The sequence below is a fragment of the Polynucleobacter sp. MWH-Jannik1A5 genome (assembly GCF_018881795.1).
GTDB lineage: Bacteria > Pseudomonadota > Gammaproteobacteria > Burkholderiales > Burkholderiaceae > Polynucleobacter.
This window is the reverse complement of record NZ_JACVPQ010000001.1, coordinates 262209-283105: the sequence shown is the minus strand read 5'-3', so window position 1 is coordinate 283105 and position 20897 is coordinate 262209. Positions and strand designations below refer to the sequence as shown.

Sequence of the window (20897 nt, the reverse complement as noted above, 5' to 3'; positions counted from 1 at the left end):
GTTTCTTGCGGTGTGATATTGATCAGTATTTCTTCGTTCATTTGCTAGTCAGGCCGGCAATTTCAAGTAATTGTTGGGTTTCATAGAGGGGTAGGCCCATGATACCGCTATAGCTCCCCTGAATAGAGGGAATAAAAGTGCCTCCTAGGCCCTGAATGCCATAGGCCCCAGCTTTACCAAAGGGCTCACCACTGGCGATATAGGCATCAACCTGTTCTGGGGATAGGTTAGCAAATTGCACGCGTGATACTTGCACTAATACTGTGGGCTTTTGTATTGGCGTAAAAGTCATTGCTACCGCTGTTAATACTTCATGCTCTTTGCCGCTGAGCATATTGAGAATCCGCGCAGCATCTGTTGCATCACTTGGTTTCCCTAAGATTTCACCATCAGGACTGTTGGGCAGGCTAACCGTAGTATCTGCACAAAGAATTGGAGCCCAAGGCAAACCACTGCTTTGCCAACGAGTCAGTGCTGCTGCACTTTTTGCCAGGGTTACGCGTTCAACATAGACTCGCGCTTTTTCTTGAGGAAGGGGAGTTTCGATGCTTTCACTATCTTCATCAGAAGTAGGTAAAAGCATTTCAAAGCGTACGCCAATTTGTTTTAAGAGTTCTTGGCGACGCGGACTTTGTGAGGCGAGATAAATAAATGAGCTCACAAGATTACTCACGATGGTAGGGGTGACCCTGCAGAATAGTCCAAGCGCGATAGAGTTGCTCTACCAGCAGCACTCTAGCCATAGCGTGGGGAAGGGTGAGGCTAGAGAGGCGCCACATTGCTTGAGCAGTTGCTTTGAGGCTGGCATCCAGGCCATCTGCGCCGCCAATTAAGAAAGTGATATCGAACCCCTCTTGGCGCCAGCTGGCCAGTTGAGTGGCTAGGTTCTGAGTGGTCTGGTCTTTACCGCGCTCATCTAAGGCAATGACTCTTGAGCCTTTAGGAATGGCGGCAGCAATTTTGACAGCCTCTTTAGCGGGCGTCAGGTCTGGCTTAATTTCTTTAATTTCAATACTGCAGTCTGCAGGCATTCTTTTGATGTAGTCATGGGTTGCAGTCGCAACCCAATCGGGCATCTTATGACCAACTGAAACTATGGTGAGGCGCATTGATACGTTCAACGACGAACTTACTCGTCGTCCTCGTCTTCAGATTCGCTGGCTTTGACAAGGCCTTTGCTGCCAGCCAATTTGACGCGTACAGGTTTTGCACCCCACATACCTTCAAGCTGATAGTAGGAGCGCAGCATCGGTTGCAAAATGTGTACGACAATATCGCCGCAATCAACCAATACCCATTCACCAGTTTCTAAACCTTCGACAGAAATCACATCGCCGCCTTTAGTGTTGACAGCTTCTTTTACTGACATTGCTAAAGAGCGAGTTTGACGATTACTTGAGCCGGTGGCAATAACCACGCGATCAAACAATTCACTTAATTTGCTAGTGTCATAGACGCGGATATCTTGCGCCTTCACATCTTCTAGAGCATCAATCACGACGCGTTGTAATTTACGTAAGTCCATATTTTCTCGGCAATAATTTTTGTATTCAGGGTGATCTTAGCTTGATTACTGATACAAGCCCAGATTTGTAATCATTTCTAGGGTGTGGGTGGGAATTTGCTCAGATGCAATAGTGCTTCGTGAGCTGGATTTAAGGCGATCTCGTAATTCGGTAGAGGATAAATCGACATTAAGGCTTTCATCGATGTATATGAGGCCTGCAGCGCTATTTTCAAGGGCAGCAGGATCTTTTGTCTGGTGATTTTGTAAAAATTGATTCACCTCGGCGCTGGTTTCCACCCGCAAATCATGATGGGGTCTACTAGCCACAGCAAAATTGACATATTGACTGAGCTTTTCCCAAGAATTCCAGCTTGGTAAGGCAACCAAAGAATCTGCCCCCATCAACCAAGTCAGGCTGGCATCTCTACCAAATCGTTCACGTAAGGCTTTAACAGTATCAATGGCATAACTCGGGCTAGCACGATCAATTTCCATGCGATCAATACCTACTTGAGTGGAGATTTTTAAATACAAAAATGCACGGGCTAAGTCAATTCCCGCAGCCTCGGTTAACTTAAGGCGCATTTCAGCGGAAGTGATGCCGGTTCCTTTTTGCCATGGTTCACCACTAGGGATGAGCAACAGTGCATCCAAACGCAATAGTTTGGCAAAGTGCGCTGCCAGCTTTAAATGACCAACATGGGGTGGATCAAAAGTGCCCCCCAAGATGCCAATTTTTTTCAGGGTATTCAAGCCAGCCAATCTCGAGGCTGCAGGTAGTAGTCATAGAGCTTGGCCTCAGGTGTGCCAGGCTTAGGTTGCCAGTTGTACCACCATTGCACTACCGGAGGCATCGACATCAGAATGGATTCAGTACGGCCACCTGAATGCAAACCAAAGATCGTCCCTCGATCAAAGATGAGGTTGTATTCCACATAACGACCACGGCGATATTCTTGGAAAGCTTTTTCTTCAGGAGTAAAGCTATCTTGGTAACGACGCTGAACAATCGGTAGGTAGGCATCAATGAAGGCATCGCCCACGGCACGAGTCATCGCAAAACTTTTTTCAAATCCGAGTTCATTAAAGTCATCAAAGAATACTCCGCCGATACCGCGTGGCTCTTCGCGATGCTTTAAGTAAAAATATTCATCACACCACTTTTTAAAGCGAGGATAGAGCTCTCCGCCAAAAGGATCTAATGCATCTTTAGCTGTTTGATGAAAATGCTTGCAGTCTTCATCAACGCCGTAATAGGGTGTGAGATCGAAGCCTCCACCAAACCACCAGACAGGTTCTTTATCGGGCGCTTGCGCAATAAAGCAGCGCACATTCATATGGGTGGTGGGCACTTTAGGGTTATTTGGATGAAACACTAAAGAAACGCCCATCGCCTCAAAGCTACGCCCAGCTACTTCTGGTCGGTGATGTGATGCAGACGGCGGCATTTGATCGCCGCGCACGTGTGAGAAACCCACGCCACCTTTTTCCAAGATATTGCCGCCATCCAAAATACAGGTACGACCATAGCCTTTGAGTTTGCTATCTTCTGGCTTATGCCATTCATCAGCAATAAAAGCCTTGCCATCCAATGCACTCATTGCAGTAGTGATGCGATTTTGCAATCCTAAAAAGTAATCTTTTAGGGTGGCGATATCGATTTGGGTATGTTGATCTGACAAGAGCGTTCTAACTTTAAATAAATTTACTTAATAGCGCGATAACCAATATCTTTGCGATATTGCATACCATCGAACTTGATGTGGTTGATTGCTTCGTATGCTTTTTGTTGGGCGCCACGAACAGTATCAGCCAGTCCAACCACACACATCACACGTCCTCCAGAAGTGACTACCTTACCGTCTTGTAATTTCGTGCCGGCATGGAATGTGATTTGATCTTCAGTGTCGTTAGGTATGCCGGTAATGACATCCCCGGCTCTTGGGGTATCAGGGTAGTTATGGGCAGCCAATACAACGCCAAGCGCGGTACGACGATCCCATTCCAACTCGACTTCATTCAGCGTGCCATCCACAGCATGATCCAAGGCATTGACGAGATCACTTCGCAGGCGCGCCATGATTGGTTGTGTTTCTGGGTCACCCATACGGCAATTAAATTCTAAAGTCTTGATCTTGCCATCAGGCGTGATCATTAAGCCAGCATATAAGAAGCCGGTGTACGGAATGCCATCAGCTTGCATGCCCTTAACAGTTGGCATGATCACTTCACGTAATGCGCGCGCATGAATTTCTGGAGTGACTACTGGAGCAGGAGAGTAGGCACCCATACCACCAGTATTAGGGCCTTGATCGGCATCGAGTAAACGTTTGTGATCTTGGCTGGTTGCCAAAGCTAAAACATTCTTACCGTCAACCAAGACAATGAAGCTAGCTTCTTCGCCAGTGAGAAATTCTTCGATGACTACACGTGCGCCAGCATTGCCTAGTTTATTGTCAGCCAGCATCATGTCAACTGCAGCGTGCGCTTCTTCAAGGCTCATAGCCACAACGACACCTTTACCTGCCGCAAGGCCATCCGCCTTGATCACAATTGGCGCGCCTTTGGCATCGATGTATGCATGTGCTTCTAGAGCATTAGAGAATGTTTGGTAATCTGCAGTCGGAATACCATGGCGCTTCATGAAGGCTTTGGAGAAATCCTTAGAAGACTCCAATTGCGCCGCTAATTGTGTTGGCCCAAAAATACGCAAGCCATTATTGCGGAATACATCAACGATGCCGGCCGCCAGAGGGGCTTCAGGACCAACAACAGTTAGATGAATTTTCTCGCGCTTGGCAAAATCAGCCAGCTCTTGCAGTCCGCTGATGGGTAAATTCTCAATACCTGCAGCAGCTTGCTTAGCCGTAGCGGTGCCGCCATTACCTGGGGCAACATAAACCGTTTGTACTTGTGGGGATTGAGCTAGCTTCCAAGCAAGTGCATGTTCGCGTCCGCCAGATCCGATCAGTAGAATTTTCATAACAAGCTATCTAGTATTTAAATAAGGTAATTAAAAGAAATCAATTTCAAGAATCAAAGTGCAGCGTTCGTAAATACCTCTTGAACGTCATCCAAGTTCTCAAGAGCATCTAGCAACTTCTGCATGCTTTCAGCTTGCTCGCCTTCTAGAGCAATCTCTGTCTCGGGGCGCATGGCAACAGTTGCAAGCTCTGGCTTGAGACCTGCTTTGTTAATAGCATCTTGGACTTTTGAAAAATCTGGAACAGGAGATAACACCTCCAAGGATCCATCATCATGCGTGATGACATCTTCTGCGCCAGCATCTAACGCAACTTCCATGAGTTGATCTTCGCTGGTGCCTGGGGCAAACAACATTTGGCCGCAATGTTTGAATAAGAAAGCAACTGAACCTTCTGTGCCCATATTGCCGCCATTTTTATTAAATGCATGGCGGACTTCGGCAACGGTGCGGGTGCGGTTATCGGTCAAGCAATCAACAATGATGGCTGCGCCATTAATGCCGTAGCCCTCATAACGAATCTCTTCATAGTTCACACCCTCAAGAGAACCAGTACCACGCTGAATTGCTCTTTGCACGTTGTCATTGGGCATATTGGAGTCTTTGGCTTTATCAATAGCCAGACGTAAACGCGGATTGGTAGCAACATCGCCACCGCCTAATTTGGCGGCTACGGTAATTTCTTTAATGAGTTTGGTCCAAATCTTGCCGCGTTTTTCGTCCTGACGACCTTTGCGGTGCTGAATATTGGCCCATTTCGAATGGCCGGCCATACGGGTAAGTCCTTTTAATAATTTGGCTAGAAGTCCTCATTTTAAGGGGTTCTAGACCCAAGGTAGGGGGTAAGGGGGCATTTTTTGTTACACTCTCATGTCTTAGCAGTAACAAAGTAGCAAAGTAAGCAGAATTTCCACTGCAAACACCTGCCTCGGTGATGGAATTGGTAGACGTGCCGGACTCAAAATCCGGTGCCGCAAGGCGTGGCGGTTCGAGTCCGCCCCGAGGCACCACTCAAAAAAAGATCTTTTTTGAGGATCCCCCAAATCAGAATCAAACACCAGGCTGTGGCCGGTTAAATCTCGTACGTCTCGGTTTCGTTCGACATGGCCTGCTCAACAATTTTTTTGGTGAGCGTTGGCGAGAAGAGTTCAATGAAGGTGTAAACAAATGAGCGAAGGTAAGCACCTTGCTTAACACCTAGATGGGTCACGTTATTGCCAAATAAGTGTCCTGCAGGAATCACTTTGAGATTGCGGTCTCGATCGGGATCATATGCGTGACCCGCAACGATGCCGATGCCCATACCAGTCTCAACGTAAGTTTTAATCACATCAGCATCAATCGCTTCCAAAATAATATCGGGCGTGATATTTCTTTGTGCAAAAGCTGCATCAATCTTGCTGCGTCCCGCGAATGCTTTGTCGTAGGTAATGATGGGGTACTTAGCGATCTCTTCTAACGTCAGTGTGGCCTGGTTGAGTAGTGGGTGACTGAGTGGCACCATCAATACGTGATGCCATTGATAGCCTGGTAGTGCCAGCACGCCTGGCGTATTGGCGATTCCCTCAGTGGCAATCGCAATATCAGCGCGATCATGTGTGAGTAATTCCGCAATTTGACCTGGACTGCCTTGCTGAATGCTGACCTTTACCTTTGGAAAGCGCTTAGTAAATTCGGTGAGAACTTTGGGTAGGGCATAGCGTGCCTGCGTGTGGGTGGTGGCAATCACAAAGCTGCCTTGATCTTGGCTCGCAAAATCCTTGCCTACTCGCTTCAGTGTTTCAACCTCATCCAAGATGCGCTCGATCGAGCTCAAAATCCGCTTTCCAGGTTCCGTCATAGAGCGAATACGCTTGCCGTGACGACGGAAGATCTCAACGCCCAACTCATCTTCTAGCTCGATGATGGCCTTAGATACGCCTGGCTGGGAGGTAAAGAGTACCTTTGCGGCGGTCGTTAAGTTGAAGTTTTGTCTAACGGCTTCCCGTACAAAACGGAATTGGTGAAGATTCATAAGGATTCCTGTCTATATATCAACAATGATATAGGAATCACATTCTAAATGATTTTTGGGTATTAAGCCTTAGAAACCCAGCGCAATCCAACAAGCGCCAATAGGAAATACAACAGGGGTGGAGTGAGGGCGGTAAGAAGCGATGGCCAGGAACCCAACAACCCCACATTTGAAAACAAGGAATTAAAGAGTTGAAAGCTCATACCTAACATGATGCCGCCAAATACCTTAATACCAACACTGCCTGCGCGCACCTTTAGGTAAGCAAACGGTAGTGCTAATGTGAGCATCACAAAAATGGTGAATGGATAGATGACTTTTTTCCAGAAAGCAATTGAGTGACGATGCGCATCCTGTTTGTTATCACGCAGATGAGAAATAAATCGACCCAAGCTCACAATCGACATTTTTTCCGGACTGATTAACAGCACGCTCAAAATTTGTGGGGTGACTTCAGACTCCAGAGTGAGAATCGGATGAGTGAAAGTCTGTGCAGAAAAAACGGGATTGAGAGGGTCAGATTGCTTGGTTTCTTTAAAGCGGGTTTCTGTCACATCATTTAAGACCCAGATGCCTGTCTCATCAAACTGTCCAGAGACCGCACTGCGAATAGAGAGGAGATGGTAAGTATCATCAAACTCGTACATGCGGATATTGCGAATTTCATTATCCTTGTCCACCTTGCCAACGTTGACGTAGCGCACTCCAGGGCGAACCGGACCACTACCATCTTCATCACGTAAGCGATCCTTTACCCATACACCCGTTCTGAACTGAGATGAGTAAGCCGACCCCATAGCCTTCATGCGAATCTGATCAGACTTCGCCTCGGTATAAGGTCCGACCCATTCACTCATGATGAGCGTAAGTGCAATTAAAGGAATGGAAATTTTAGTGAGTGTGATCAGTCCGCGTTTTACATCTAAACCAGCGATACGCAAGATGGTGAACTCAGATTGACTAGCTAACATCGCAAATACATAAATACTGCCTATTAAGCCTGCAATCGGAATGATTTCGGAGATGCGGCTTGGCGCTTTGAGTAGAACGTGCAGCAGGGCTAAGGGAAGCGTGTAGGCGCCTTGCACGGAGCCGAGTTCGCTCAAGATATCAAAGAATAAAAATAAAGCCACCAAAGCAAAAAGAATGAAGCCAAAAGCAGCATAGATCTGCTTGGCTAGATAGCGCTCGTAGATAAAGGGGAAGAGTATCTTCATTTTCTGGCAATGGAAGCGGGCAATTGGCGGAGCCACCACTTCAATGAAGGATTAATACGATTGCGAATTAAGACTGTCGCAATCAAAAGCGCAAGCAAGTGTATTGGCCAGATAGCTACAAAAACACTGACCTTGCCTTGTGAAACAAAATTTTGCGTCAGGTTTAGCAGGTTGCTATAAATCAGGTAAATCAATACCGCGTAGAACATCGCAGTGTAATTACCAAGACGTGGATTGACGTAGGCAAGTGGTATAGCAATCAACACCAAACCTAAAGCCATTAATGGCAAGCCAATTCGCCAGAGTAACTCAGCGCGATTAGGATTGATTGTCGCCGGGTTAGTGTCATTGAGAAGCTCATCGACTGTTTTCTCACGATCACGTGGCGCAGGCGCTAAGGCATCCTTGCTGCGAATTTTGGTGCTGTATTCATCAAACTCGAGAATTCTAAAATCAGGCTGAGTGGGTTGTCCCTCATAGCGTCGACCATTGTGAAGAACAATGGATTTTTCACCACCTTCAGAATTTTGAATATAACCAGAAGCCGATACAGCAATGCTTAAACGACCGTTCTTAGAGTCTGCTACGAAGATATTTTTGACTTCGCTTTTATCGACATCGAGCTCTTCAATAAAGAAGACGCGTTCTGCTTTTGCTGATTCTTTAAATTGACCAGCGCTCACCATAGATACATCATCACGTTGTTGAAAGCGCTGACTAATTAAGGTTGATTCCCGATTAGCCCACGGCCAAACAAAAAGAGCGAGTAAGGCAATGACAATAATGAGTGGAGTTGCAAATTGCAAAATTGGACGAATGAGATTGGTGACGCTTAAACCGCTGGCAAACCAAACAATCATTTCTGAATCTTTGTACCAGCGCACTAAAACAATCAGCGTTGCGACAAATAGGGAGACCGTCAAAAGAACGGCAAGGTAGCCCAAAGTGGCTAAGGCAATTAAAACCAGTGCATCCTCCGGGTTAACCGCTCCGTTAGCGGCGTAGCCCAAAATACGGATCACTAGGGTAGTCACCATAATGGTGACTAAGACCAAAAAGACCCCGCCAGTCGTAAAACTGAGTTCGCGGCGAAGGGCCTGTTTAAAAATCATGAGAAATAAGGGTCTGGATTCGTGGGGTTATTGGGGTCTGTAAATGGCTTATATTGCTAGTGACAAGGGAGTCTATTCTCATGTCGGAGGATAATGGATAAACGTCCCGGATTAGCAATTTCCTCTCTTTTGAATCGACCAAAATACCGTAATAGATTATGACCATTCAATTTAGTACCAAGATTTTCCCTCAAGCCGACCTTCAGAGCCCAAAACTCCAGAAAACTAGCCTCAAGTCCTTGCTTGGACATACGACTGACTGCTTGGTTTTGGCCTACTCCAAGGCAGATTTTGATAGCTTCTCCGGCCCAAAGGGCGCCAAAGCAAAAGTAGGATTTTTGCTAGAACTAGATGTTCTGCTTGGAGGTTCTGTAAATCACGCCAACATCGTTGGGGATTTGGATTCTAAGCAGACCTCCGTTTGCATGTTGCGTGCAGAAAAATCCTGGGCCGGAAATGGCGTTAAAGCTAAACGCGTCTTGCTAGTGAGCTTGGGGGATGTACATCTAGCCAGTGAGCGCAGCTTAACGACTTATTCCAAAGTAGCTCGTGCTGCCTTGAAAGTGCTTAGTGGTGGCTCAATTGAAAATGCACTTTGGTTTACTCCAAGCTTTGCTCTCGCACACAAAGCAGATTTCATTGCAGAAGAAGTGCGTCTTACCGTTCAGTATGCTGGTGATCAAGCCTATCGCTTCGGTGTTCGTCAGCCAGCGATGAAATTCAAGGCTAAAGATAAGGCGGATACGTTTAAGCAGTTGGTATTTGCTGGAAACGATGATTGCGCTAAGGAATTGAAAGCCGCTGTAGAGCAGGGCGTAGCGATGGTTGAAGGAATGAACCTGGCAAAAGATTTAGGCAATCTTCCTCCAAATATCTGTACGCCAACCTACTTGGGTAAGGCTGCGCAAGGCTTAAGCAAGAAGACAGCTTTAAAAGTCGAAGTGCTTGGGCGCAAGCAGATTGAGGCTTTGGGCATGGGCTCGTTCTTATCGGTTGCTAAGGGATCTGAAACTCCGCCGCAATTTATTGTGATGCGTCATCAAGGTGGTAAAGCAGGCGAGGCTCCGATTGTTTTGGTAGGCAAGGGCATTACTTTTGACACTGGTGGTATTTCACTGAAGCCTGGCGAAGCGATGGATGAAATGAAGTACGACATGTGCGGTGCTGCGTCTGTCATTGGCACCATGTATTCAGTTTCATTGATGAAATTAAAAAAGAATGTGATTGGCGTCATTCCTACTTGTGAAAACATGCCATCTGGTCAAGCTACACGACCAGGCGATATTGTGAAGAGTATGTCTGGGCAGACAATTGAGATTCTCAACACTGATGCAGAAGGTCGATTAATTCTGTGTGATGCTTTGACGTATGTCGAGCGATTTAAGCCAGCAGCGGTCATTGATATTGCCACCTTAACTGGTGCCTGCGTGATTGCCTTGGGTCATGTTCATAGCGGGTTATTTTCTGAAGATGAGGGTCTAGTGAGTGAGCTCACTAAAGCGGGCCATGCTTCTTTGGATACCGTATGGCGCTTGCCTTTAGATGCTGCTTATCATGAGCAACTCAAATCCAATTTTGCCGATGTCGCCAATATTGGCGGACGTCCAGCTGGCAGCGTAACCGCAGCCTGTTTCTTGTCTCGGTTTACTGAGAAATACAAATGGGCCCACTTGGATATCGCTGGAACTGCCTGGAAGAGTGGTGCCGCCAAAGGATCTACTGGTCGCCCGGTTCCTTTGTTAGTGAACTTCTTGCTTGAACGCAAGTGAGTAGTGCGCGTGTCTTTGGATAAAAACTGAATGGCTCGAATTGATTTTCATAGCAACGTGAATGACAAGCTGGAATACGCTTGTCGATTAACGCGCAAGATTTGGAGCGCTACGCCTGAAGGTGAGCCTGTTCGTAATATCGTAATGGTGGGCGAAAAAGCTGATCTGCAAAAGCTAAACGATCTTTTGTGGGCATTTAGCAGCACTGATTTTTTACCCCACTGCTTTATTGAAGATGAAGCCGCAGTAGAAACGCCGATTGTTTTAACGGATGATTTTGCCTCCTCGGCTTTGAACAACATACCTCATGCAGATGTCATGATTCATTTAGGAATGCGGATGCCTGCCGATGTGCCAGCTTTAGTGGCGCGCTTTCCCAGAATAGTTGAGGTAGTTACCGTCAATGAGGCTGAGCGTTTGGCTGGGCGCGATCGCTATAAAGCCTATCGAGATTTAGGTCACGAGTTGCACAACTTCGACCAATCCAAAAGTTAGCATCTATGTTGATTCATCCTGAGTTTGACCCCGCAGCAATTCGTATTGGGTCCTTTGCGATTCATTGGTATGGATTGATGTATCTGATGGCCTTTGTGCAGTTTTTGCTCTTAGGTCGCTTACGCATTAGAGCGCCTCGTTATCAGGCTTTGGGCTGGACCTACAAAGATCTTGAGGACCTACTTTTTGCAGGCGTTCTCGGTGTTGTGCTTGGGGGCCGCTTGGGCTACACCCTGTTTTATATGCCAGGCTTTTACTTGGCCAATCCTTTGAGTATTTTCAAAATCTGGGAAGGCGGCATGTCTTTCCATGGTGGTTTGCTGGGTGTACTCGTTGCGCTGTACTGGTTTGCTAAAAAGCGCAAGACCACTTTTTTTGTCGTCAGTGATTTGGTAGCGCCACTTGTTCCCTTTGGTTTGGCTTTTGGCCGCCTTGGAAATTTTATTAATGGTGAGTTGTGGGGAAGGCCAACCGATCTTCCATGGGCAATGGTATTTCCGTTAGTGGATTCTGTTCCGCGTCATCCCTCCCAGATATACCAACTGCTCGGCGAGGGCCTATTGCTAGGTATCTCTCTATGGATTTATGCAGGTAAGCCAAGACGTGTTGGTCAGGTATCTGGATTTTTCTTATTAGGTTATGGCATTTGTCGTTTCTTAGCGGAATATGCTCGTGAACCAGATGCATTCCTTGGCTTGCTTGGTTTGGGTCTATCCATGGGTCAATGGTTATGCGTGCCAATGATGGTGTTTGGCATCTATCTGATGACCACATTTAAATCTAAGAGTACTTAACGAGTTCAGACGTACTTATGCTGAATGAAGAACTGACGCTACGTAAATTAGAAATTCTCTGTTCGTTTGTTCGAACTGGAAGTCTTGCGCGTACGGCAGAAGAATTACATTTAAGCTCGGTCAGCATTCACAAAGCGCTACATTCGCTTGAGTCAGGCATTGGGTGCCCGTTGTTTATTAAGGAGGGGCGTCAATTAAAACCCCTTCCAGCAGCGATCTATTTAGCTGAGGCGAGTAACGATTTATTGTCAGACGTAGATCGCATTCTTAAAAAGACAAGAGCAAAGGCCGGAGTAGAAAGCGGACAAATTCGCCTGGGGTCAATGTACTCATTGACTGCCAACATCATTCCTCGCATGATCATGGGCACCAAAATTCGTCGACCTGATTTAGATATCGATTTATTTCTTGGATCTAATGAGGAGTTGATGAAAAGGTTGACCGAAGGAACTGTAGACGCAGTAGTGATTGCCGTCCCCTCGAAAAATCTTCCTGAGGGAGTGCAGGTGGTCTCCCTCTTTGAGGATCAGTTGTATTTAGCTTCCTCGAGGAACAGTAAACCCACTCAGGCTGATATCGACTTATCGGAATATCAAAGCGAAAAATTTCTCACTTTGCAAGATGGCTTTGCCACCACATCGGGTTTTTACGAGGCGTTTCAGTTAGCAGGCTTTAAGCCTAATGTAGTAATGAAGGTGGGGGACATCTTCTCGCTGATGAATATGGTCTCAGGAGATCTAGGGCGGTCTTTATTGCCTGGTAGGGTGAGGGCACTCATGGGGGATGCGATTGACTTTACCCCCTTACTACCCAAATATCAGGTGATTCAACACATTGGTCTAATGTATCTTCAGGCTAATGAAGCGAATCCCAATATTTTGGCTTTAGCGGCTGAAGCCCGCATGCTGCATCGCAAAAACTCCTGATATACCCTTACGTTTAGCAATATTAATTAACTTTAGGTTAATGATTTATCATTTAACTTAATTGATTTTGCTTGTCCTGGGTAATAAATTGAACTCGATCAAATTTTTGTCGATTTTCTTTTTGAAAAGACTCCATGCTTGAAAAGCTAGCAAAAGCCCGTAACCTGTCAAAAGCAAATAACGCCATTAAGCGTTTAATTTCTGAGCGAGGGGAATCTAACGCGGTCAGCATGGCAGACGATGTGGTGAATAACTATCGCAAGCTGACAAAAGATCAACATATTCCATTTTTCACCTATCTGTTTGAAAAATTAAATCCTCAAGGTGATGCAGTTCTGAAGGCTGCACAAAACTTTGCAGCAGAATCTTCAGCACGTAACTACATCAAACTGCAAAAGGTTTCTGAATCTCCTAGGCAAGAATTATTTCGCCGCTTAAATCGTGCTGGGCATGGCACTGCAGCAGTTGTCCAAATGCGTCGCGACTTATTGCAGCTTTTGGATAAGAAGCCCGAGCTTGCTGCTGTAGATTTTGATATGCGCCATCTTTTGTCATCTTGGTTTAATCCAGGATTTTTGAAGATGCATCGAGTTGACTGGAAATCACCCGCAGAGGTTTTGGAAAAATTGATTCAGCATGAGGCAGTTCATGCTATTGATGGTTGGGATGACCTGCGTCGCCGTCTTCAACCAGATCGTCGCTGCTTTGCCTTCTTTCATCCGCAGCTCCCTAGCGAACCCTTGATCTTTGTGGAAGTGGCGCTGCTACCTGAGATTCCAACCGTTATTACACCTTTAGTGGACAAGAAGGCTGAGACGGTAGATCAACCATCGCAATATAAAGTTGCGGTGTTCTACTCCATCAGTAACTGCGAACCTGGTCTTCGTGGTGTATCGATGGGTAACTTCCTCATCAAGCGCGTTGCTGAGCAGTTGCATGCGGAGTTTCCTGGAATTAAAACTTTTGTTACCTTGTCGCCGATTCCTGGATTTATGGATTGGGTATCTGCTGGGGCTAATTTGGGTGAAGATGTTCCTGCAGAAAAATTAAAGCCAAATTTAAGAGCTGCTCGAGACCAAGCCCTGGCGACACTGAAGCTAGATGCGCAGTCTTGGACGGAAAAACTCAGTGCTGGATGGCATCCAGATTTAGCATCCCCAAAAGAGCAGGAGTCTTTACTCTGTTTGGCATCCATTTATTTGGGGCTTGGCTCTACTGGGCGCAATGGTAATCCTGTTGCCAAATTTCATTTGGGTAACGGAGCTAAATTGCATTTAGTGAACTGGGCTGGTGATTTATCCCGCAAGGGCTTACGTCAGTCTGCCGGTTTAATGGTGAATTATCTTTACGACCTCGGCAATGTTGAGGAGAACCATGAGAGATTTGCCAATGGTGAGATTGTGTATTCAAGATCGGTAGGGCGCTTGATGGCGCCATGATAAAGAATTAAGGAGGAGATGCCCTAAGGCAGAATCCAAAGAGATTCACTTTGGGGTTTTAATAGACGAACTGGGCACGAAGATCCAGAAAGTAGTAATGTAAGCAATTTAGCGGTATTCATAATGAACATAGCCATGAAATAGTGGCAAGTGGAGGAGATGAAGATGTTTAAACAATTAAGCCTTTCGGCAATGATTAAAAAAGCGGTTTTTTTGGTTTGTGCCGCACCTTTAGTGGTAATGGCACAGGAATGGCCAAATAAGCCAGTCACGTTTGTAGTTCCTTTTCCTGCTGGTGGGGGAACAGATGCGTTCGCCAGACCTTTAGCAGCGCAATTAACCAAGCAGCTAGGCAAACAGATTGTGATTGATAACCGCGGTGGTGCTGGCGGTACCTTAGGTGCCTCTATTGCCTCTAAGGCTGCACCAGATGGCTATACCTTCTTTGTAGGTGCTGCGCACCATGCAATTGCACCATCCATGTATCCGAGTTTGGATTACGACATTGAGAAAAGTTTTGTGCCAGTTGCAATGATTGCAAGTCCACCGCAGGTGATTGTTGTTAATCCAAAGAATGTGCAAGTGAAAGACTTGAAAGAATTCATTGCACTTTTGAAGAAAAATCCAGGAAAGTTTAATTACGCTAGTGCTGGTAATGGCACCACCCATCATCTAGCTGCTGAAGATTTCAAAATGATGACGAAGACCTTCATCACTCATATTCCATATCGTGGTGCAGGACCAGCGATGCAAGATCTTATTGCGGGTCAAGTGGATATCGAATTTGATGGCCTTGGATCTTCTGCCCCTCAAATTAAGAATGGCTCGATCGTAGCGTTGGCAGTTGCTTCCCAAAAGCGTGCCCCAGGGTTCCCAAATGTGCCTACAGCTGCAGAGGCTGGCTTAGTGGGCTATGAAGTTTCCACTTGGTATGGCTTGTTTGCTCCAAAAGGAACTCCTCAGTCAATCGTCGACAAGATGATTGCTGAAGTGCAAAAAGCACTCAACACTCCTGAGATTAAAGCTACTTGGGCAAATAATGGCTCTGAAACTCCAACCCTTACTGGCGATGCATTTGGAAGGTTTGTCAGTGCAGATATTAAGCGTTGGGCTGCCGTTGCAAAGGCCTCTGGCGCTAAGTTGGATTAAGAGTTTTTATTAAACATTGCCCCTGGGGTTTGAGGTTCAAATGAATTTATATTCACTATTGGAAAAAGGTTTTCCAAAAGATAAAAAAGCATGTGCTCTCGAGACGCATGATGGTTTGTATTACTCCTGGGGTGACCTAGAGTCTGCAACGGCAAAGCTGGCAAATTTACTTGCCAGCTTGAAGTTGCCAAAAGGGTCTAGGGTTGCAGTTCAGGTTGAGAAGTCACCTGAGGCTCTTTTTCTATACCTAGCAACGATTCGTGCGGGTTATGTTTACTTGCCGCTTAACACGGCTTATCAATCTGCGGAGATCCAATACTTTTTGGAGAACGCTGAGCCAGCCGTAGTTGTCTGCAGCAGCAAGAATCTATCTTGGGTATCTAAGGTTGCCTCCAAAGCTGGCACTAAGCATGTCTTTACTTTAGACGAGAACCGTACCGGCACATTGCTAGAGCGAGCAGCGAGATTGAGTGATAAATTTAAAACGGTACCCGCTAAGGATGATGACCTCGCGGCTATTTTGTACACCTCTGGTACCACTGGCCGTAGCAAAGGCGCAATGTTGACGCATAAGAACTTGGGTAGTAATGCGCAAGTATTGCAAAAGTTCTGGGGTTGGAAAAAAGGCGATGTCCTGTTGCATGCTTTGCCTATCTTCCACGTGCATGGTTTATTTGTAGCAGCTCATGGTGCTCTCATTAACGGTAGCAAAATGATCTGGTTGCCACGTTTAGATACCGCTCAACTTATCAAGCATATGCCGCAGTCTACGGTGATGATGGGTGTACCAACATTCTATGTACGCCTTCTAGCTGACAAAGGCTTCAATAAAAAAGTAGCACGCAATATGCGCCTTTTTGTTTCTGGTTCTGCCCCACTACTTACAGAGACATTTAATACCTTCAAGGAAGTGATTGGACAGCCAATTTTGGAGCGCTATGGCATGAGCGAGACCGTCATGCTGGTCTCCAATCCATACAAAGGTAAGCGAGTAGGGGGTTCTGTTGGTCTCCCACTTCCTGGCGTTAAGGTGCGCGTTGTCAATGAAGACAACAAGCCTTGCAAGGTTGATGAAATTGGTGGCATTCAGGTGAAAGGCCCAAATATATTTAAGGGCTACTGGCGTATGCCTGAGAAGACCGCCGAAGAATTTACCAAAGACGGCTGGTTCAAGACTGGTGACGTTGGCCGTTGGGGTGGTGATGCCAATGGCGGCAAAGCACCTAAGGAATACTTGTGCATCGTTGGTCGCAGCAAGGATTTAATTATCTCTGGTGGCTATAACGTCTATCCAAAAGAAATTGAGAGTTTTATCGATGACATGCCTGGTGTTGACGAAAGCGCTGTGATCGGTATTCCGCATCCAGACTTCGGTGAGGCGGTAATGGCAGTGGTCGTACCTAAATCTGGAGCTAAGTTAAATGCTGAAGCGATGATCGCGACTTTAAAAACTCAAATTGCGAATTTCAAGATTCCGAAGCGAATCGAGATTCTTTCTGATTTACCTCGCAATGCTATGGGTAAAGTCCAAAAGAATATTTTGCGTCAGCAATTTACTGGCTAATCAATAGCCAAATGCTTTGCGGCTTTCATTAAACATGAAGGCCGCAAGCATCAGTAGCATCACCCCAAAAATTCGTTTGAGTTGTCCGACATCCAGCTTGCGGGCCATCTTGGCACCAAGCGGTGCCGTGAATATGCTCACTACAGCGATGCAAACTACTGCAGGTAGGTAGACGAAACCTAAAGATCCAGAGGGTAGATTGGGATGCCCCCAGCTGCCATACATATAGCCTACAGTGGCCGCAGCGGCGATCGGAAATCCCAAGCCAGAAGAACTGGCCATCGCAACATGTGGTTTGACGTTGCACCAGAGCATGAAAGGTACGGTGATGAAGGCGCCACCGGCACCCACCAAGCTGGATAGGGCGCCTGCAAATGAGCCAAAGCCAAATAGACCTAAAGGGCTTGGTAAATCTCTGCCTGGTTTAGGTTTTTTGTTGAGGAGCATCTGAATAGATGTGTAAACAATAAAAACTGCAAAGAAGAGTGAGAGCCAAGAGGTATTCAAGGCTTCAAAAATTTCGCTACCGCCAATTAAGCTACCGACAACTAAACCAGGACTTAATGATGCAACCAACCTCCAGTCAATCGAGCCATGCTTGTGATGCGCCCAAATAGCAGAAGTTGTTGTAAATAAAATAGTAGCCATGCCGGTAGCAATGGCCATATGCACAATCACGCTTTGGTCAAATTGGAGGTGATTAAAAACCAAGATCATGAATGGCACGAGAATCATGCCGCCACCAATGCCTAATAAGCCTGCTAAAAATCCAGAGATGCTGCCGCAGAGCATCAGCATGGCGATATCGCTTAGTAACATGAATTCCCCGCCTTAGCCGCTAGGCCGTCATCCTGAACCCTAAGGTTCAAGGTGGAACGGCTACTCTGCTTCGGGTGCATTAAGAGGTTCAGGGAGTAACCAAGTCTAAGTTGGCACTGTGAACTTTCGAAACGCTCACGCCCACAAGGTAAAGATCGTTCCGGATGCTTGCGCATCGGTTCAAGGAACTATTGGCCTTGGCGAACCAGGCAGGGAAAGAGTTTGCATCAAGGCGTCCACTTGATCCTCTAGGGCGCGAATCTCGCTTTGCAAGCGAGTGACTTCATCGGAGCTCACATTAGAGGAAGGGCCTTGCTGCGATTGATTTTTTTGTAGCGTAATAAGGTCGCCTGCAATTTTGAGCGCTGCCATCATGCTGGCGCGTTCAATACTGCGATTGCCTCCGCTAATAGCTAATTGAATTTGTTCGTCTACCAAGACGCATGCTGCTCTTAATAGTGGTTCGTGCTCAGCGCTCGTTGCTAGGGTGATTTTTTGACCGGCGAGACTTACTTCAATGCGTTGTTGGCTCATTATCATCCTCTGGATTATTTGGGGGAACAGCCTCGCCTAGCAAATTGAGCTGACGACCATCACTCTGTTCTGGTAAACGACTCAATATGTGTTGAATACGCTTTTGCGCGTCTTCAATTTTGTTTTCTAACTGAGTACGTTCAGCCGTCAATTTTTTAACGGCTTCTACAACTGTAGAGAGCTTGTCAGTAACACGCTGAACAGAGGTCTCAAGAACACTTAAGTCGCCAGAGGGTAATGGGGTTAAATCGCTCATAACGCCATTGTAGCTTTTTGATCAAACCTTGTGAAAGCTATCGTGAACCCCCTGAATTCTGGACTCAAATACCTCAAAAGGTATATCTGGCGGTCAAATAATAAGCTCTTCGATCGCTAGGATAGTAGTAGTAGTTATTTGCAAAGGATCCGCTAGCACCTTGGGTGGAGGCATAACCCCCATAAGTAGCGTAAAGAGCATTACCTACGTTCTTAATCGTGAACTTAGTATCCCATCCACCTGTTTTGTAATTTAGATATACATCGCCTACAGTATATGAAGGCATTAATGCAAGAGAGTTGTATATGGTGGTGTTAGTTCCTGCATCGTAATGCTGAGTACTGACATAATTGACCACACCACCCAATGACCAGTTTTGGTCGATTAAATAGTTAGCTCTTGCATTCAAAAGTAAGTCAGGCGTTACTGCTATTGATTGCCCTTGGTAGGGTCCATCAGCATAGTAGGAGCGTTGAAACTTTCCCCCGCCTGCAACACTGAGTCGATTTGTGAGATTGACAGAGGAATCCAGTACTACCCCTCTTCGATTAATGTTGTATGGGGAGTTGTAGTTGGCGCCAGTAGTAGGGTTGTAGGTGATTTCATTTTGAGACACAGACGAGAATATTGAGCCATTAACTTTGAAACTTTGAAGCAACCAATTGCCTCCAAGCTCATAAGTTTGAGCAGTTTGAGGCCTCAAAATACCATTGAAAACTTGTACACCAGTCAGTGGATTCGTACCCCAAAACTCATCAATATTGGGGAAGCGATAAGATTGATTCCACTTGACATACAGATTTTGGTTTTTTGCATAATTAAAATTTAATGCAGCATCGCCTGCATTGGCAGAGAAAGTTTGATCTGCACTCGAAGGGCCATTAGATGAGCCGATCGCAGAGTAGTTGGTATTTGCTTGCTGTGTCTGGTACCTTCCGCCCCCAACCAAGCTAATGCCGCTTGTAATTGGTAGTTTCAAGATGCCATAAAAAGACTGATTCAATAGGGCAGCGTTTTGGGTATTGTTGGTTTGACCATTGGGGTTAGTGATATAGCCCTGTGGAATCATGTAGCCATTTAATTGATTAGAGCCATACGTTCCAATAGACCCTTGTCCGGCTTTATTAAATTCATATCCCACAATCGTTGTTCCAAGTGGGCCTAAATCTGCTTTAACACGTGGCGAAAGGTTAAATTGCCAACCCGAAAGAGTATTGTTGGTGTTTGACCAGACTGGAAACCCGCTAGTAGTGTTGATGGCTGCCGCTGTGTCATAGAAGGGGTAGTAGTTAAAGGCAGTTTTGTTGGTATAGGATGTATCTAACTCGCCTATATAGCCTGTTGCTAACTCCTTAGTTCCACCGAAGCGAAATCCAGAATTGTTCACTGTGTTATTGGCGCCAATATTTTTAAAGTAAGCCGATTGTGGATTGCCGCTTCCTACTTGTCCTATAACAGCACCAGGCACTTGTTGATTTGTATAGCCATAGAAAAAATCAGTATAGATTTTGTCAATGCCGCCAAACTTTTGCGTTACCTTAGCGTCAAATGCATAGGCATTCGCTGCAGAATTCTGGCGCCATCCTTGGCTGTTTGAGGTGTTAGCTGTGAGCTGATAAGTAGTATCCTCAAAGCTATCGCGCAGAATGACATTATTAATTAAAGTGTTGTAACTGCCGTAGCTTGTGCTAGCTTGGTTGAGCTTGGAACTATTTCCGTTAGTGATGATATTAATGACACCGCCAACCGCACCGTTGCCGTATTGAACGCTGGCGCCACCTTGAAGTACCTCAATGCGTTCAATCGAGTCTATCGGAATCGATTCCCACATGACAGATGAAGAGTCAATCGGATTAATTCTTTGGCCATCAACCAAAATGAGAGTGGTGCTTCCAGCTGTCATTCCATAGCCACCCATATCCACCGTAGCATCTAGATTGAGTTGCCCTCCGCCATTGATATTGCGAACGTTGAGGCCACCAATTTGAGATAGAACATCAGGAATATTGCTTGATGTTGAACCTGCTATTTCATCGCGTGTAATGACTTTGACGTTTGCAGGAACTTCGTTGAGGTTCTCTTCAAAACGTGATCCTGTTACAACGACAGTGGGTAGTGAATTTTGTGCAAACGCTAAAGAGGTGTTGCTAACTACAACTAGTGCGCCGCAAAGAAGGGCGAGTTGTTTTTTACTGAACAGCTGTTTCATCAAATACTTTCTGTTATCGAATACCTAGCTAACTTCCCCGTTAGCTGGGTCGAACAGAATTTCACGTGCAGGAGCTCAGGCGTCAATGAGGCGCGGATTGCGCATTATTG

The 20897-nt window shown here is 46.0% G+C and carries 19 protein-coding genes, 1 tRNA gene, 1 other RNA gene and 2 pseudogenes; 8 read left to right on the top strand and 15 right to left on the bottom strand.

Going from position 1 to position 20897, the window contains the following annotated elements; genetic code table 11:
- Positions 1-37: 37 nt before the first annotated feature.
- The 7 genes and pseudogenes from ICN23_RS01310 to ICN23_RS01280 all read right to left on the bottom strand — a co-directional run bounded on the left by ICN23_RS01310 (position 38) and on the right by ICN23_RS01280 (position 5263).
- Positions 38-661 carry a Maf family nucleotide pyrophosphatase gene (locus tag ICN23_RS01310; protein ID WP_216230578.1) on the bottom strand — a complete coding sequence of 208 codons (624 nt, stop codon included), beginning with the start codon at positions 659-661 and terminating at the stop codon, positions 38-40.
- A 4-nt stretch (positions 662-665) separates the two neighbouring features.
- Positions 666-1109 carry a 23S rRNA (pseudouridine(1915)-N(3))-methyltransferase RlmH gene (gene rlmH / locus ICN23_RS01305; RefSeq protein ID WP_216230577.1) on the bottom strand — a complete coding sequence of 148 codons (444 nt, stop codon included), beginning with the start codon at positions 1107-1109 and terminating at the stop codon, positions 666-668.
- A gap of 23 nt (positions 1110-1132) precedes the next feature.
- A pseudogene (gene rsfS, locus ICN23_RS01300) lies at positions 1133-1525 on the bottom strand (ribosome silencing factor); the annotation flags it as partial.
- A 45-nt stretch (positions 1526-1570) separates the two neighbouring features.
- Positions 1571-2260: a nicotinate (nicotinamide) nucleotide adenylyltransferase gene (nadD, locus tag ICN23_RS01295; RefSeq protein ID WP_216230575.1), complete on the bottom strand. Its 690-nt coding sequence runs from the start codon at positions 2258-2260 to the stop codon at positions 1571-1573.
- Positions 2257-3168: an oxygen-dependent coproporphyrinogen oxidase gene (gene hemF / locus ICN23_RS01290; protein WP_216231870.1), complete on the bottom strand. Its 912-nt coding sequence runs from the start codon at positions 3166-3168 to the stop codon at positions 2257-2259. The genes nadD and hemF overlap by 4 nt, the downstream gene beginning before the upstream one ends.
- Positions 3169-3212: 44 nt before the next feature.
- Complete coding sequence (gene purD / locus ICN23_RS01285; RefSeq protein ID WP_216230574.1) at positions 3213-4490, bottom strand: phosphoribosylamine--glycine ligase; 1278 nt, start codon at positions 4488-4490, stop codon at positions 3213-3215.
- A gap of 53 nt (positions 4491-4543) precedes the next feature.
- The gene (locus ICN23_RS01280; RefSeq protein ID WP_216230573.1) at positions 4544-5263 is read right to left on the bottom strand and encodes a YebC/PmpR family DNA-binding transcriptional regulator; all 720 of its coding nucleotides are present in this window, start codon (positions 5261-5263) and stop codon (positions 4544-4546) included.
- 152 nt (positions 5264-5415) lie between these two features.
- Between ICN23_RS01280 and ICN23_RS01275 the strand changes: the two genes are divergently transcribed.
- Positions 5416-5500: transfer RNA gene (locus ICN23_RS01275), tRNA-Leu, on the top strand.
- Between the two features lie 62 nt (positions 5501-5562).
- Here ICN23_RS01275 and ICN23_RS01270 read toward each other — a convergent pair.
- The 3 genes from ICN23_RS01270 to lptF all read right to left on the bottom strand — a co-directional run bounded on the left by ICN23_RS01270 (position 5563) and on the right by lptF (position 8833).
- Entirely contained in the window at positions 5563-6504 is a 942-nt protein-coding gene (locus ICN23_RS01270) for a CysB family HTH-type transcriptional regulator (RefSeq protein WP_216230572.1), read from the bottom strand.
- 62 nt (positions 6505-6566) lie between these two features.
- Positions 6567-7721 (bottom strand): LPS export ABC transporter permease LptG, encoded by a 1155-nt coding sequence (lptG, locus tag ICN23_RS01265; protein WP_216230571.1) that lies wholly within the window; start codon positions 7719-7721, stop codon positions 6567-6569.
- Positions 7718-8833 (bottom strand): LPS export ABC transporter permease LptF, encoded by a 1116-nt coding sequence (gene lptF / locus ICN23_RS01260; protein WP_216230570.1) that lies wholly within the window; start codon positions 8831-8833, stop codon positions 7718-7720. The genes lptG and lptF overlap by 4 nt, the downstream gene beginning before the upstream one ends.
- A gap of 164 nt (positions 8834-8997) precedes the next feature.
- Here lptF and ICN23_RS01255 point away from each other — a divergent pair, with 164 nt between their 5' ends.
- From ICN23_RS01255 to ICN23_RS01225, 7 genes are all read left to right on the top strand, one after another.
- Positions 8998-10602: a leucyl aminopeptidase gene (locus ICN23_RS01255; RefSeq protein WP_370624773.1), complete on the top strand. Its 1605-nt coding sequence runs from the start codon at positions 8998-9000 to the stop codon at positions 10600-10602.
- A gap of 30 nt (positions 10603-10632) precedes the next feature.
- Positions 10633-11097, top strand: a complete 465-nt coding sequence (locus tag ICN23_RS01250) for a DNA polymerase III subunit chi (RefSeq protein WP_216230568.1) — start codon at positions 10633-10635, stop codon at positions 11095-11097.
- A 5-nt stretch (positions 11098-11102) separates the two neighbouring features.
- Positions 11103-11891, top strand: coding sequence for a prolipoprotein diacylglyceryl transferase (lgt, locus tag ICN23_RS01245; protein ID WP_216230567.1), 789 nt, complete (start codon positions 11103-11105; stop codon positions 11889-11891).
- Between the two features lie 17 nt (positions 11892-11908).
- The gene (locus ICN23_RS01240) at positions 11909-12817 is read left to right on the top strand and encodes a LysR substrate-binding domain-containing protein (RefSeq protein ID WP_216230566.1); all 909 of its coding nucleotides are present in this window, start codon (positions 11909-11911) and stop codon (positions 12815-12817) included.
- Between the two features lie 134 nt (positions 12818-12951).
- Positions 12952-14256, top strand: coding sequence for a malonyl-CoA decarboxylase (locus tag ICN23_RS01235; RefSeq protein WP_216230565.1), 1305 nt, complete (start codon positions 12952-12954; stop codon positions 14254-14256).
- A gap of 192 nt (positions 14257-14448) precedes the next feature.
- Positions 14449-15405, top strand: a complete 957-nt coding sequence (locus ICN23_RS01230) for a tripartite tricarboxylate transporter substrate binding protein (protein ID WP_255532758.1) — start codon at positions 14449-14451, stop codon at positions 15403-15405.
- A 40-nt stretch (positions 15406-15445) separates the two neighbouring features.
- On the top strand, positions 15446-16969 hold the full coding sequence (locus ICN23_RS01225) for a malonyl-CoA synthase (protein ID WP_216230563.1): 1524 nt from the start codon (positions 15446-15448) through the stop codon (positions 16967-16969).
- Here the strand turns inward: ICN23_RS01225 and ICN23_RS01220 are convergent, their stop codons facing one another.
- The 5 genes and pseudogenes from ICN23_RS01220 to ICN23_RS01200 form a co-directional block, all read right to left on the bottom strand.
- Complete coding sequence (locus ICN23_RS01220) at positions 16970-17788, bottom strand: sulfite exporter TauE/SafE family protein (RefSeq protein WP_216230562.1); 819 nt, start codon at positions 17786-17788, stop codon at positions 16970-16972.
- Positions 17789-18007, bottom strand: a non-coding RNA gene (gene ssrS, locus ICN23_RS01215) — 6S RNA.
- Between the two features lie 99 nt (positions 18008-18106).
- A pseudogene (locus ICN23_RS10080) lies at positions 18107-18322 on the bottom strand (cell division protein ZapA); the annotation flags it as partial.
- A complete protein-coding gene (locus tag ICN23_RS01205; RefSeq protein WP_216230561.1) occupies positions 18303-18578 on the bottom strand; it encodes a hypothetical protein in 276 nt (91 codons plus the stop codon). The pseudogene ICN23_RS10080 and the gene ICN23_RS01205, both read right to left, overlap by 20 nt.
- 73 nt (positions 18579-18651) lie before the next feature.
- A complete protein-coding gene (locus tag ICN23_RS01200) occupies positions 18652-20787 on the bottom strand; it encodes a TonB-dependent receptor (protein WP_216230560.1) in 2136 nt (711 codons plus the stop codon).
- Between the last annotated feature and the right edge of the window lie 110 nt (positions 20788-20897).

Excerpts from the sequence above, each read along its gene's own strand:
- rlmH (WP_216230577.1), bottom strand. The coding sequence starts at position 1,109 with ATGCGCCTCACCATAGTTTCAGTTGGTCATAAGATGCCCGATTGGGTT.
- purD (WP_216230574.1), bottom strand. The coding sequence starts at position 4,490 with ATGAAAATTCTACTGATCGGATCTGGCGGACGCGAACATGCACTTGCT.
- ICN23_RS01280 (WP_216230573.1), bottom strand. The coding sequence starts at position 5,263 with ATGGCCGGCCATTCGAAATGGGCCAATATTCAGCACCGCAAAGGTCGT.
- ICN23_RS01270 (WP_216230572.1), bottom strand. The coding sequence starts at position 6,504 with ATGAATCTTCACCAATTCCGTTTTGTACGGGAAGCCGTTAGACAAAAC.
- lptG (WP_216230571.1), bottom strand. The coding sequence starts at position 7,721 with ATGAAGATACTCTTCCCCTTTATCTACGAGCGCTATCTAGCCAAGCAG.
- lptF (WP_216230570.1), bottom strand. The coding sequence starts at position 8,833 with ATGATTTTTAAACAGGCCCTTCGCCGCGAACTCAGTTTTACGACTGGC.
- ICN23_RS01250 (WP_216230568.1), top strand. The coding sequence starts at position 10,633 with ATGGCTCGAATTGATTTTCATAGCAACGTGAATGACAAGCTGGAATAC.
- lgt (WP_216230567.1), top strand. The coding sequence starts at position 11,103 with ATGTTGATTCATCCTGAGTTTGACCCCGCAGCAATTCGTATTGGGTCC.
- ICN23_RS01240 (WP_216230566.1), top strand. The coding sequence starts at position 11,909 with ATGCTGAATGAAGAACTGACGCTACGTAAATTAGAAATTCTCTGTTCG.
- ICN23_RS01235 (WP_216230565.1), top strand. The coding sequence starts at position 12,952 with ATGCTTGAAAAGCTAGCAAAAGCCCGTAACCTGTCAAAAGCAAATAAC.
- ICN23_RS01230 (WP_255532758.1), top strand. The coding sequence starts at position 14,449 with ATGATTAAAAAAGCGGTTTTTTTGGTTTGTGCCGCACCTTTAGTGGTA.
- ICN23_RS01225 (WP_216230563.1), top strand. The coding sequence starts at position 15,446 with ATGAATTTATATTCACTATTGGAAAAAGGTTTTCCAAAAGATAAAAAA.
- ICN23_RS01220 (WP_216230562.1), bottom strand. The coding sequence starts at position 17,788 with ATGTTACTAAGCGATATCGCCATGCTGATGCTCTGCGGCAGCATCTCT.
- ICN23_RS01205 (WP_216230561.1), bottom strand. The coding sequence starts at position 18,578 with ATGAGCGATTTAACCCCATTACCCTCTGGCGACTTAAGTGTTCTTGAG.
- ICN23_RS01200 (WP_216230560.1), bottom strand. The coding sequence starts at position 20,787 with ATGAAACAGCTGTTCAGTAAAAAACAACTCGCCCTTCTTTGCGGCGCA.